The organism is Microbulbifer sp. SH-1, from assembly GCF_011326135.1.
GTDB lineage: Bacteria > Pseudomonadota > Gammaproteobacteria > Pseudomonadales > Cellvibrionaceae > Microbulbifer > Microbulbifer harenosus.
Genome location: NZ_CP046948.1, coordinates 2,254,689 through 2,268,008, shown reverse-complemented (window position 1 = coordinate 2,268,008; position 13,320 = coordinate 2,254,689). Strand labels below are relative to the sequence as shown.

Annotated in this window: 12 protein-coding genes and 1 riboswitch; all 12 genes read left to right on the top strand. The window is 60.7% G+C overall.

Annotation, left to right across the window (positions count from 1 at the left end; genetic code table 11):
• The first annotated feature begins 46 nt into the window (after positions 1–46).
• The 12 genes from GNX18_RS09655 to GNX18_RS09600 all read left to right on the top strand — a co-directional run bounded on the left by GNX18_RS09655 (position 47) and on the right by GNX18_RS09600 (position 13,233).
• Positions 47–1,363 (top strand): glycerate kinase, encoded by a 1,317-nt coding sequence (locus GNX18_RS09655; RefSeq protein WP_166217456.1) that lies wholly within the window; start codon positions 47–49, stop codon positions 1,361–1,363.
• Between the two features lie 16 nt (positions 1,364–1,379).
• The gene (gene pyk, locus GNX18_RS09650) at positions 1,380–2,855 is read left to right on the top strand and encodes a pyruvate kinase (protein WP_166217454.1); all 1,476 of its coding nucleotides are present in this window, start codon (positions 1,380–1,382) and stop codon (positions 2,853–2,855) included.
• A gap of 168 nt (positions 2,856–3,023) precedes the next feature.
• A riboswitch (molybdenum cofactor riboswitch) is annotated at positions 3,024–3,177 on the top strand.
• Positions 3,160–4,143, top strand: coding sequence for a GTP 3',8-cyclase MoaA (gene moaA / locus GNX18_RS09645; protein ID WP_205828106.1), 984 nt, complete (start codon positions 3,160–3,162; stop codon positions 4,141–4,143). It overlaps the preceding riboswitch by 18 nt.
• A gap of 206 nt (positions 4,144–4,349) precedes the next feature.
• Complete coding sequence (gene moaB / locus GNX18_RS09640; RefSeq protein ID WP_166217451.1) at positions 4,350–4,865, top strand: molybdenum cofactor biosynthesis protein B; 516 nt, start codon at positions 4,350–4,352, stop codon at positions 4,863–4,865.
• 8 nt (positions 4,866–4,873) lie between these two features.
• Positions 4,874–5,365: a cyclic pyranopterin monophosphate synthase MoaC gene (moaC, locus tag GNX18_RS09635; RefSeq protein WP_166217449.1), complete on the top strand. Its 492-nt coding sequence runs from the start codon at positions 4,874–4,876 to the stop codon at positions 5,363–5,365.
• Entirely contained in the window at positions 5,362–5,610 is a 249-nt protein-coding gene (gene moaD / locus GNX18_RS09630; RefSeq protein WP_166217446.1) for a molybdopterin synthase sulfur carrier subunit, read from the top strand. Before moaC ends, moaD begins: the two co-directional genes overlap by 4 nt.
• Position 5,611: 1 nt before the next feature.
• Positions 5,612–6,112 (top strand): molybdenum cofactor biosynthesis protein MoaE, encoded by a 501-nt coding sequence (locus tag GNX18_RS09625; RefSeq protein WP_205828105.1) that lies wholly within the window; start codon positions 5,612–5,614, stop codon positions 6,110–6,112.
• A gap of 358 nt (positions 6,113–6,470) precedes the next feature.
• Entirely contained in the window at positions 6,471–6,980 is a 510-nt protein-coding gene (locus tag GNX18_RS09620; RefSeq protein ID WP_166217444.1) for a hypothetical protein, read from the top strand.
• Positions 6,981–6,982: 2 nt separating this feature from the next.
• Positions 6,983–9,076, top strand: coding sequence for a hypothetical protein (locus GNX18_RS09615; RefSeq protein ID WP_166217442.1), 2,094 nt, complete (start codon positions 6,983–6,985; stop codon positions 9,074–9,076).
• Positions 9,069–12,341, top strand: coding sequence for a tetratricopeptide repeat protein (locus GNX18_RS09610; protein WP_240914327.1), 3,273 nt, complete (start codon positions 9,069–9,071; stop codon positions 12,339–12,341). The genes GNX18_RS09615 and GNX18_RS09610 overlap by 8 nt, the downstream gene beginning before the upstream one ends.
• Positions 12,341–12,925, top strand: coding sequence for a tetratricopeptide repeat protein (locus GNX18_RS09605; protein ID WP_138233775.1), 585 nt, complete (start codon positions 12,341–12,343; stop codon positions 12,923–12,925). Before GNX18_RS09610 ends, GNX18_RS09605 begins: the two co-directional genes overlap by 1 nt.
• Entirely contained in the window at positions 12,925–13,233 is a 309-nt protein-coding gene (locus GNX18_RS09600) for a hypothetical protein (protein WP_138233776.1), read from the top strand. The genes GNX18_RS09605 and GNX18_RS09600 overlap by 1 nt, the downstream gene beginning before the upstream one ends.
• Positions 13,234–13,320 lie beyond the last annotated feature (87 nt).

Here is a 13,320-nt window from a genome sequence, read left to right as displayed (position 1 = left end):
GGGGTGTGGAAATGCAGAACCGCACGACAATCAGGGAGACATAAAAATGAAGCCGCTACCGCCTCTCACTGCCGATATGGACGCCCCCAGCCTGAACCAGTGGCTGTGCAACCTGGCGGAACTCGCCGTCGCTGCGGTGCACCCGGACAACCTGATGCCCGCCCTCGTTCCCGCAGCTCTGCCTGAGCCCGGGCGCAGAACCCTGGTGGTCGGTGCCGGCAAGGCCAGTGCGGCGATGGCGGCGGCGCTGGAGCGCGCGTGGTTGGAGTGCAACCCCGGTGCGGATATCGAAGGGCTGGTGGTGACGCGCTACGGGCACGGCGCACATTGCGCACATATCGAGGTGCTGGAAGCGGCCCACCCGATGCCGGACAAACTGGGTGAACAGGCCGCCGTGCGGATGCTGGATGCGGTGGCAGGGCTCACCGAAGACGATCTGGTGATCGCGCTCATTTCCGGCGGCGGCTCCGCACTGATGAGCCTGCCGGCACCGGGCCTGACACTAGAGCAGAAGCAGTCCATCAACCGCGCGCTGCTGCGCAGCGGCGCGCCTATTCGCGATATCAATACCGTGCGCCGCCATCTGTCCGCCATCAAGGGCGGGCGTCTCGCCGCCGCCGCACATCCCGCGCGGGTTATCACTTACCTGATTTCCGATGTGCCCGGCGACGAACCCACCCTGATCGCCTCCGGCCCAACCCTGCCGGACACCTCAACCCCGGCAGACGCGCTGGCGATACTCGAGCACTACGGCATCGACATTCCCGCGCCAGTGCGCGCACACCTGCAGGCCGCGAACACGGCACCCGATCCGGCGGATGCGGAATTTTCCGGTGACAGGGCGGTAATGCTGGCAAAGGCCGCGGATGCGCTCGAGGCCGCGCGCGATGTGGCAGCGGCAGTGGGCGTTGAGGTGCGCGTGCTGGGCGACAATCTCGAAGGCGAGGCGCGGGAGCTGGGGGCTTCTCACGCGGCATTGGCACTCCTGAGCCAGCAGCAGGCTGCGCAACCGCTGCTGATTCTCTCCGGCGGCGAGACCAGCGTGACGGTGACGGGCAATGGCCGAGGCGGGCGCAATGTGGAATACCTGCTGGGTCTGTTCAACGCGCTCGAAGGCGCTCCGGGCATTTACGGGCTCGCCATCGACACTGACGGTATCGACGGTTCCGAAGACAATGCCGGCGCATGTTTCTCACCGGAAGACTGGCAGAAAGCGCGCGCACAGGGGCTGAGCCCCGAGAACTATCTTTCCAACAACGACGCCTACAGTTTTTTCGCGGAACTCGGCAATCTGATCGTCACCGGCCCCACAAGGACCAACGTCAACGACTTTCGCGCTATTCTGGTGCTGCCTGATAAATAGAATCTAAGAGGTGTTCATGTCTCAACTGCCCGGCGGTCAGCGCACCGCCAGCCCCCTGCGTCGTACCAAGATTGTCGCCACCCTCGGCCCCGCCAGCGACAAGCCCGGCGTATTGGAGCGAATGCTGAAGGCCGGTGTGGATGTGGTGCGGCTGAACTTCTCCCACGGCACGGCGGAAGACCACCGCAGCCGCCTGCAGAAAGTGCGGGAAATTGCCGAGCGCCTGGGTAAGACCGTCGCCGCCCTCGGTGACCTGCAGGGCCCCAAGATCCGCATTGCCCGCTTCAAGGACAACGCCGTGACCCTGCACGAGGGGGACAATTTCGTGCTTGATATGGCGCTGGATACCAACGAGGGCGACGAAAAGCGCGTGGGTTGCGATTACAAGGAGCTGGTGGCAGATGTGGCCGCCGGCGACGTGTTGCTGCTGGACGACGGCCGCGTGGTACTGACGGTAGATGCGGTCAGCGACACCGAGGTGCACACCACCGTAACCGTGGGTGGCCGCCTCTCCAACAACAAGGGCATCAACAAGCAGGGCGGCGGCCTCTCCGCCGCGGCGCTCACCGACAAAGACAGGGCAGACCTGAAAACCGCCGTGGAGATCGGTGTGGACTACCTCGCCGTGTCCTTTCCCCGCCACGCCGCGGACATGCAGGAGGCGCGCACACTGCTGGGTGAGGCGGGCCGGCATATCGGCCTAGTCGCCAAGGTGGAGCGCGCGGAAGCGGTGGCGGACGAACAGACTTTGGACGATATCATCTGCGCGTCAGAAGCGGTGATGGTGGCCCGCGGCGACCTGGGGGTGGAGATCGGCGATGCCGCGTTGATCGGCGTGCAGAAACGCATGATCAAACGCGCCCGCCAGCTCAACCGCGCGGTAATCACCGCCACCCAGATGCTCGAGACCATGATCACCGCACCACTGCCCACCCGCGCCGAAGTGTTCGACGTGGCCAACGCAGTGCTCGATGGCACCGACGCCGTGATGCTGTCCGCCGAAACCGCCGCCGGCAACTTCCCGGTGGAAGCGGTACAGGCCATGCACCGACTCTGCCTCGGTGCCGAGCGTGAGCGCTCCGCGCAGGAATCCGGCCACCGCATGCACCAGGGCTTCACCCGTATCGACGAGACCATTTCGCTCTCCGCCATGTACGCCGCCAATCACCTGGAGGGCGTCACCGCCATCGCCTGCATGACCCAGACCGGCTACACCCCCCTCATCGCCTCGCGCATCCGCTCCGGCCTCCCCATTGTCGGCCTCGCCCACGACCCGCTCGCCCAGCGGCGCATGGCGCTGTACCGCGGAGTGACATCGATACTGTTTGTGCCAGGTGAAGGGGAGGGCGACCGCGAGCTGAACCTGCGCGCGCTGGAAGTGCTGAAAGACCGCGGCATCGTCTCTAGTGGCGACAAGGTCATACTGATCCGGGGCGACCTGATGCAGTCCCATGGTGGCACCAATACCCTGAAGATCCTGGATGTGGAGTAGCCCCTGGTGCGTTATGGCTGAAATTTTGCATAGGGAAAACCTGCACGAGAACATTTGCAGCAAGCGGCCGAAGCCGGTATAGATGACCGTCTACAGCCGATGCCAGTCAAAGGCCAACATTGTTCAAAGGACCACTAGACTGACCGAATAAACCAAACCCGGCCGCTAATGGTCGAATTACACCGAGCCAGCCGCGCTAAGTCCCGGGATCCGATCCCGGATACGCGCGGATGGCCGCGGGCGGCAACGCCAGCCCGCCAGGGTCGCAAGGGAAACCGAACGGCCTCCCGCATTTGGAAAGGTGATGAAACAGAACGACATACTGCAAGACGGCCACGGCCGTCGCTTCTACTATTTGCGCCTGTCCGTGACAGACGTCTGCAACTTCCGTTGCGACTACTGCCTGCCCCACGGCTACCAGGCCCGGCACCAGCAGCCCGACCTCAGCGTCGCCGAAGCCAGCACCGTCATGCGCGCCTTCGCCCAGCTCGGCACCAGAAAAGTGCGCTTAAGCGGCGGTGAACCCTCACTGCGCAAAGACCTGCCGGAACTTATCCACAGCGCCAAAACCACCCCCGGCATAAAGCGCGTCGCCGTCACCAGCAACGGCTACAAACTCCCCGCCGTCATCGACCGCTGGCACCACAACGGCCTCGACCAGCTCAACATCAGCATCGACAGCCTCGACCGGAAAGAATTCGCCCACATCACCGGCCACGACTGCCTGCCCAAAATCCTCACCGGCATCGACCGCGCACTGGAACTGGGCATTGCAACCAAAGTAAACGCCGTACTGCTCAACGATGGTGCGCACACCCGCCTACACCAGTTCCTGGCCTGGCTCAAAACCACCCCGGTCACCCTCCGCTTCATCGAACTCATGCAGACCGGCGACAACCGCGACTACTTCGCCAGCAACCACCTGCGCGGCACCGACATCGAACAACAGCTCATCGAAACCGGCTGGCAACTACTACCACGCCCGCTCGACGCCGGCCCCGCACGGGAATACGTCCACCCGGACTACGCCGGTCGCATCGGCCTCATCACCCCCTACAGCAAAGACTTCTGCAATACCTGCAACCGCCTGCGCGTTTCCGCCCAGGGCAAACTGCATCTCTGCCTGTTTTCCGACACCGGCCTCGACCTGAGAGAAACCATCCGCACCGGCGACGCCGACGCACTGGCAGAAAAGGTGAGAGCACTGATCGGCAACAAAGAAGTCAGCCACTACCTGCAGCAGGGAAATACGGGGGCAACCCAGAATCTCTCGATAATCGGCGGTTGACCACAATATTTTCAAGGCTTACGAAGCACAAAAATTTGAATTGAAGATCGGGTGCCGGGTGTGGGTTTTCAGGATCGTCGCAAACAGGATGTTTGCGCCGAAGCGCCCAGGGATGGGTTCACAGCGGTCCTGAAAACCCACACCCGGTGACCGGTCGCCACGAACCCAGAACAGAGCACCAACAGGCTACGGAGCACAAAACCAAAATGTCTCATGCCCCTATAAATAAAAACCAGAAACTCAATATCGCAATCCTCACAGTGTCCGACACAAGAACCGAAGAAAACGACACCTCAGGAAAATACCTGGTAGAAGCCCTGCAGGAAGACGGCCACACCCTCGCCGACAAAGCCATCGTCATCGACGACAAATATCTCCTGCGCGCCAAAGTCTCCGCCTGGATCGCCGACCCAGAGATTCACGTCATCATCTCCACCGGCGGCACCGGCTTCGCCGGCCGCGACTCCACCCCCGAAGCCATCGCCCCGCTACTCGACAAACACATCGACGGCTTCGGCGAAATGTTCCGCTCCATCAGCTATGAAGAAATCGGCTCCTCCACCATCCAGTCCAGAGCGCTCGCCGGCATCGCCAACCGCACCCTCGTCGCCTGCCTCCCCGGCTCCACCGGCGCCTGCAAAACCGGCTGGACCAAACTGCTAAGAGAACAACTCACCGCCAGCCACACCCCCTGCAACTTCGTAGGCTATCTGACTAAGTAATCAACACCATGACCCTCACACACCTGAACCAGAAAGGCGAAGCCAGCATGGTCGATGTCACCGACAAAGACATCACCGACCGCTCCGCACGCGCCCAATCCGCCGTCGCCATGTCCGCAGACGCCTTTGCGCAGCTCCAAGCCGGCAACAACAAGAAAGGCGATGTGCTCGCCACCGCACGCATCGCCGGCATCCAGGCCGCCAAGAAAACCGCCGATCTCATTCCCCTGTGCCACCCGCTCGCCCTCACCAAAGTACAGGTGGATTTCGAACTGGATGAAGCAAACCGCACCGTGAATATTTCCAGCTTCTGCCGCCTCGCCGGTCGCACCGGCGTGGAAATGGAGGCACTCACCGCCGCCAGCGTGGCCGCGCTCACCATTTACGACATGTGCAAAGCCGTCGACCCGGCCATGGTCATCGGTCCCACCAAACTGCAGGAAAAAACCGGTGGCAAGCGCGGCCACTGGACACCGGAAAATACGGAGACCAACACGTGATCAAGGTACTGTTCTTTGCCGGCCTGCGGGAGCAGCTCGGCTGCGACGCACTGGACGTGGATACGGCGGACATCGCCAGCATCGCCGAACTGCGCAGCCGACTCGCCGGAAAAGACGCTGCATGGCAGTCCGCTCTTGCCAGCGAACAATTGCAGGTGGCCGTGAACCAGCAACTCGCTAACATGCACGCCGACGTCAAGGACGGCGACGAAGTCGCCTTCTTTCCGCCGGTCACGGGAGGCTGAGGTGGCCGCAATAATTTCCGTTTCCGTACAGGTCGAGGGATTCGATCCGGGCGAGGAATACCGGTCTCTGCGCAGCGAAAATTTCGCCGACGGCGCCACTGCCATGTTTGTGGGCAACGTGCGGGACTTTTCGCCAATAGAGCCCGTAGGCTCCCCAGTCGAAAACAGTAAGGGCAATTCGGTTGCAGTACTCGAGCTGGAGCATTACCCCGGCATGGCGGAGTCGGCGCTTACTGACATTGCACGGCAGGCTGCCCAACGCTGGCCGCTCGGGCGCGTGCGGGTGATACATCGCTTCGGGCAGTTGCGGGCTGGAGAGGAGATCGTGTTTGTGGGCACCAGCTCCGCCCATCGCCAGGCCGCACTGGATGCCTGTGCATTTATCATGGACTTTCTGAAAAGTCGTGCACCTTTCTGGAAAAAGGAGATCGGGCAAGGCGCAGAGAGTGGTCACTGGGTGCAGGCACGCCACAGTGACGAGGATGCCCTGAAAAAATGGTAGCGAATTCTCCACAGCCAGAAGTGAGCACTCGCTTTTGCGCTTGACCCTGAAATATTTGAAGTGCTCGCTATTTATCCGCACGAAATTTGATTTGGTTCCGCCGTTGCATCCAAAAACGTGACCGCGCGCACAAGGGTACTTTGCGCAACGCTCGTGAAACCTGTCACATAATCGAGCTTTTTTCTCTTGTGCTTTGAATTTTAAGAAAAAATTCTTATCCAACTCTCTGCGCGAGTTTTGAAGCGCCTCACATATCCCTGCGCCCCCCTTGCCATACAATTCCACCGCAAATCGCTCTTGCCTGACATTTATGGCGAGCGAAATCCAATTCAGGGTTGGGGTTCGAGGTAAAAGGGATATGTACAGAATTCTGATGGCAGCCGCCGTGCTGATACTGGCGGTTGCGACCAATGCGCAAGAAGTCAGCCGGGAAGAAATCCGTGGCCTCGATGAGCAGATCCAGGATGTGAAGAAGGATGTGATCGGTCTCACGTCTGAGCTCAACCGTCTTGAAGAAAAACTGCTCTTCCCCTCCAACACCCAGGTTGCCCTGTTTGTCTCCCTGCCTGATAGTAAGGAGTTCAGTCTGGAATCCGTCGAAGTAAAGCTCGACAACCAGATCGTCGCCCACCACCTCTACACCTACCGCGAAATCGAAGCCCTGCAGCAGGGCGGGGTGCAGCGTATTCACACCGCCAACGTGCAGACCGGTGCGCACCCGCTGGAGGTGACTTATTTCGGCAAGTCCAAGTCCGGCAAGGAGTACCGCGCGACCGCCAGTTACAGCGTGGAGAAGGCGGTAGGTCCAAAATTCGTTGAGATCCAGATCGCCGGTAACCAGTCCGCCATCAACTTCAAGGACTGGTAAGCATGAACTCCCGTCTGGCCAGTGCGATCGCTGGTGCTGCGCTCGCCGCGCTGTGCGCCGTGCCTGCGCAGGCCAAAGCCCCCGTCGATTCCGATCCGAGCGCGTTGCAGACCAAGACGCTGCGCGATCTGTTTTTCGGCGAAGCGCTGTTCGACGCGTATCAGGACAACTATTTCGACGCGATCACGGGCCTGGATACGGAGCTCAAGCAGTTTCGCCTGCTGGACGACCCGGAACTGGACCCATTCAGCCTGCACTTTGGTCAGGCGGAATTTGCGGTGGGTGACCTCGAGCTTTCCTATCGCATGCACCGGGAAGCCGGCCGTGCCATGGAGCAGGTGCTGAACGGCGATGTGCCGCAGCCCATCAAGAACGAAGCCGCCTACCGCTTGGCAAAGATTCACTATCACAAGCAGCAGTTTGCCAACGCCCTGCACGCGCTGGAGCTGATCCAGGGGCGGGTGCCCGAGCGCGTGCGCGCGGAAGAGCAGTTCCTGCGCGCGCGGGTGTACATGCAGCTGGGCCGCTTCGAAGAGGCGGTGGTGCTGCTGAAAGACCTGAAGGGCGAGAAATCCCTGTCCGGGTTTGTGGAGTACAACCTGGGGATCGCTCTGCTGAAAGCGGGCGAAACCGAAAAAGGTGTACTGGAACTCGATGGCCTCGGACGCAACGCCGGCAGCGGCGATGCCAAAAGCGCATTGCAAGACAAAACCAACCTGCTGCTCGGCTACCAGCTGATGGAAGCCAAAGAATATGAGCGCGCGCGCACCTATTTCGATCGCGTGCAGCTTTCCGGCCCCTTTTCCAATCAGGCACTGCTGGGCGCCGGCTGGGTAGAGGCCAACGCGGGCCGCTTCGATCGCGCGCTGGTGCCGTGGCAACTGCTCACCCAGCGCCAGTCCACCAATGCGGCGGTGCAGGAGGCCATGCTCGCGGTGCCCTACGCCTACGGCAAGCTGGATGTACACAGCACCGCGGCGGTGAATTACGGCCAGGCGCTGGACCTGTTCGGCAATCAGGTGGATGTGCTCACCCGCTCCATTCGCAGCATCCGCGAGGGCAAGCTGCTGGAAGCGCTGCGCCGCAAAGAGGCGAGCCAGGTGAAGAACTGGGTGGTGGAGCTGCGCAAACTGCCGGATGCCCCGGAAACCCATTACCTGCTGGACCTGATGGCGTCCAACGACTATCAGGAATTCCTGCGCAACTATCAGGATCTGAACGACCTGCTGGAGCGCAACAAGGACTGGCTGCAGAGCCTGGACGCGTTTGAGGAAATCATTGCGCTGCGCCGTGGCTACTACGAGCCGATCCTGCCGGGGCTGGATGTGCAGTTCCGCCAGGTCGATGCCCGCATCAAGATGCGCCTGGAGCAGCGCCAGCACCTCGCTGCACGTATCGAAAATCTGCTGGTCAATCGCCGCCCCGAGCTGCTGGCGAAAAGTGACGAAACCGAATCCCGCCTGCTTCTGGAGCGCATCCGCGACATCCTCGCCTACAACCCCAGCCTCAACAGCGAGGAAACCGAAGCGCGCATCGCACGTCTCGAAGGTGTACTGAAATTCCGCCTGTCCCGTGAATTCGATGAGCGCCTGACCGAAGCCTACAAACACCTGCAGGAACTTGATGCAGTCATCGCCACCTTGCAGGAAACCTACCAGCGTTACGTGCGCACCCGCCAGGCTGCCACCCACAGTTACGAGGGTTATACCGACCAGATCACCAGCCTGCGCGCCGGGCTCAATCGCGCCCAGGATCGCATCGAGCTGCTGATGGCGCGCCAGGGTCGTATGCTGGAGCAGCTGGCGATCAACGAACTGGACCAGCGTCGCGCGCAGCTGGAGAGCTACCAGATCAAGGCCCGCTTTGCCTTGGCCGACAGCTACGACCGCGCCAACGAGCTGCAGGAACAGCGCGCGGATCAGCGCAAGATCGAGGAGTACGAGCAGCGGATGGAAGAACTCAAACAGTCCGCACCTGCTCAGCCCGACGTTCCGCCATCGGAGCCGGCCGCAAATCCCGATGGCGAACCGCTGCCCACGGACAATCCTCCAGAACTCGAGGCTCCGGAGCGCGAAACGGGAGATGCCGATGAATAAAACTCAGCTCTCCGCGGCGATCAATACCTTCGGCCTCGTCACTGCCGCTTCCGTCGCGCTGTTGCTCAGCGCCTGTGCCAGCAACAGCGGCCAGACCATCGGCAGCCTGCAGAAGGTCGATATCAAGATCCAGGAAACCCATATCGATGGCAGCCTGGAAAAGGCGCTCGCCAGTTACCAGAAATACCTGCAGGAAACTCCGGAAACCGCACTCACGCCGGAGGCCATTCGCCGTATTGCCGACCTGAAGATCAAGCAGGCGCACCGCGCGGAAGAGGGCATTCTGCCGAGCAGTACCGAAACCCGTATCCTGTCGGAAGAAGATGTTGCCGCGGCGAACCAGCTCGCGAGCAAAAAGGCCGTAGCGGCGCGTGCGGAACTGGATGCACCGGAAGTGGCTGGTGTAGCCTCCAGCGCAACCGCATCCGAGGCTGCACTGGATAGCGTTGCCAATATCCAGGACGAGAGTCAGTCCGACTTCGAGTCCCGCGCCAGTGGTGCCGTGGATCTGAGTGGAATGCAGAGCGGTGCGGATGTCACCGTGCCCGGCGACAATGCGGATGCGCTGCTCGCCGCCAACGCCCGCGAGGCGATTGCCCTGTACAAGAAACTGCTGGTGCAGTATCCGCTGTATGAGCGCAACGACCAGGTCATGTACCAGCTCTCCCGGGCCTACGAGGAAACCGGTGAAATCGAAGAGGCCGTCGCTATCCTGCGTCAGCTAGTGGCCAAGTACCCGGCCTCCCGCCATCTGGATGAAGCCTATTTCCGCCTTGGCGAATACTATTTCACCCGCAAAAAATACCTCGACGCAGAAGAGTCCTACGGCCGTGTGATCGACATGGGCGAGGTATCCAGCTTCTACGAACTGGCCATGTACAAGCGCGGCTGGGCCCTGTTCAAACAGGACATGTACGAGATGGCGCTCGACGACTTCGTGCGCATGCTCGACTACAAAGTGGCCCAGGGCTACGACTTCGAACAGCAGACCAACGAGACCGAGCGCAAGCACATCGAGGATACCTTCCGCGTTATCAGCCTGAGCTTCTCCTATCTCGGGGGTGCGGAATCCATCGTGGATTACTTCACCCGCAAAGGCGCGCGGGATTACGAGTCCTACGTCTACAGCCACCTGGGTGAGTACTACCTCGACAAGCGTCGCTATCAGGATGCGGCGGAATCCTATAATGCCTTCGTGGAGCGCAACCCGCTGCACAAGGTGGCCCCCGACTTTTCCATCCGCGTGATCGAGATTTACCAGAAGGGCGGCTTCCCCCGTTTGGTGCTGGATGCGAAAAAAGCCTTCGCCAATACCTACGCGCTGGATGCGCAGTACTGGACCGTATTCGATATTCAGGAATACGCCACCGTGGTGGAATTCCTGCAGACCAACCTGATCGACCTGGCCAGTCACTACCACGCCGCCTACCAGAACGTGAAAACCACGGATCAGGAATTCGCCAAGAAGCGCAGCGAGAACTATCTCGAGGCCATCCACTGGTATCGCCGCTACCTCGGGTCCTTCGCGGATAAACCCAAGGCGCCGGAAATCAACTACCAGCTCGCCGGCCTGATGCTGGAGAACAAGGATTTCCTCAACGCCGCGGTGGAATATGAGCGCACCGCGTATCAGTACAGCGCACACAGTGAAAATAAGAACGCCAGCGAAGCGGGTTATGCCGCCGTGTTCGCTTACCGCGAACACCTGAAAAACGATCTTGCCAACGGCAGCACCGCGCAGAAGACCGGCGTACAGAAAGAAATCATCCGCTCGTCCCTCACCTTTGCGGAAACCTTCCCGCAGCACGACAAGGCGCCCCAGATTCTGCTGGGCGCGGTGGACGATCTGTACAAGCTGAAGAGCTTCCCGGAAACGATCCAGAACGGCCGCCTGTTGCTGGAAAAATTCCCCGCAGCAGACCGCGAGATCCGCCGTTCCGCCTGGCTGTTGGTGGCCCACGCCTCCTTCGATACCGAACTCTACGCCGATGCGGAAGCAGGCTACCGCCAGGCGCTGGGCCTGACCGCCGCCGACGCCAAAGACCGCGGGGATTTGGTGGACAACCTCGCCGGCGCGATATACCAGCAGGGCGATCAGGCGCGCAAAGCCGAAGACCACCTGGCGGCCGCGGAGCATTTCCTGCGTATCCGCAATGCTGCACCGGGCGCCAGCATCCTGGCTACCGCCGAGTACGATGCCGCCGCCTCCCTGATCCAATTGGAAAACTGGACCCGCGCAGCGGATGTACTGAAAGCATTCCGCAACAACCACCCGCAACACGAGCTGCAGAAAGAAGTCACCAAAAAGCTCGCGGTGGTGTATCAGGAAAGCGGGCAGCTGTTGCTCGCTGCCGCGGAGTTCGAGCGCATCGAGCGCGAATCCGAAGACGAAGACGTGCGTCGCGAAGCGCTTACCCAAGCTGCGGACCTGTACAGTGCGGCCAAGAGCTACGACAAGGCGCTGGCGGCTCTCAACCGCTACGTCAAACTCTTCCCGCGCCCCATGGAGCCAGCACTGGAAACCCGCCAGAAAATTGCGGACATCTACCAGAACAGCGGCAATCAGAAAGCGTACTTCAACACCCTCGATGACATGGTGCGCCTTGAAGCGCGCGGTGGTGACGAGCGCAATGACCGCACCCGCTATCTTGCGGGCAACGCCGCGCTAAAACTCGCGGAGCCCAAATTCGAATCCTTTGCGGAAATCGCGCTGGTCGCACCGCTGGAGCAGAATCTCAATACCAAACGCGCGCGCATGAAGGCCGCCACCAGCGCCTTTACCGCTCTGATCGACTACCAGGTAGCCGACGTCACCGCCGCGGCGACCTTCTATCTCGGCGAAATCTATCTGCACTTCAGCCGCGCCCTCAAAGACTCCGAGCGGCCCACCAATCTCGACGCGATGGAGCTGGAGGATTACGAACTGGCGCTGGAAGAACAGATCTACCCGTTCGAAGAACGCGCCATATCTGTACACGAGAAAAACATCGACCTGATGGCTGCGGGCATCTACAACAACTGGGTCGCCAAAAGTATCGACCAGCTCGCCGGCCTCATGCCCGCGCGCTACGAGCGCCCGGAAGACGTCGGCAATATCGTCATGACCATTGTGCCTGTGCCCAAAGTTGCGGAAGAGGCCGCGGCAGGGGAGCCGGTTGTGGAAGAACCCGCTCCAGAGCATGCGGCACCCGAGCAACCGCAAGAAAGCGAAAGCACTACACCGGCCGTCATTGCCGAAAACGCAACCGAGGAGGAGCAGGGCTAATGCCATTCACATACATCCCGCGCCTCGCCCTCTGCGCAATAGTACTGCTGTTAAGCGCCTGCGCCAGCGGCCCGCAAACCTCCAGCCGCCCGGTTGACCCCATGAACGTCAGCGTCTCCGGCAGCGTCAACCGCGACTTCCTGCAGGCCGTGGAATACCTGCAGGGCGAGCGCTACCCCGAAGCCATCGAACTGCTACAGAGCGTCGTCGAGCGCGAACAACGCCTTTCCGCCCCCTACGTCAACCTCGGCATCGCCTACTACAGAACCGGCGACGAAAAGCACGCGGAAGAATCCTTCCTCCAGGCCCTGCGCGCCGCCCCGCTGGACCCGGTAGCCAGTAACGAATTGGCCGTGCTGTACCGCCGCCAGGGGCGCTTCGAAGAAGCCAAAAAAACCTACAGTGATTCGTTGCAGCTGCACCCGGAAAACCTGCCGCTCATCAAAAATCTCGGCATCCTCTGCGACCTGTATCTCCAGGATGTGAATTGTGCACTCGCACAATTCGAGCAGTACCTGAAGTATCAGCCTGAAGATCCCAAAGTCGCCATCTGGGTAACCGACCTCAAGCGGAGAGCCAACTGATGAAAAACGCATTGCAGACGATTGCCACCGTTTTCCTGCTGCTCACCGTGATTTCGGTGAATGCACAGGAAGAGCAGAAAGAAAGCGAAGCGAAAGTCGACAAGGAGGTGAAGGAACTCTCCGGCATCTCCATCATCGGCAACAAAGAAGCTCCGAAGTCTCTTTACATCGTGCCGTGGAAGAGCTCGGAAGTCGGCGTTGAAAGCGGCCTCAACTCCAGTCTGTTAGACCCGAGGCTGCAGCCGTTGGACAAAGAAGTATTTTCAAGAGAGCTCGAGTTCTATCAACTCAGCCTCACGGATGAGTAAGAGCAGCCATTAGTGCTTACGAAGCACAATGATACGAATTGAAGGAGGGACATCGGGGGCGAGTTTTCAAAAGCGTCGGCAACAGGG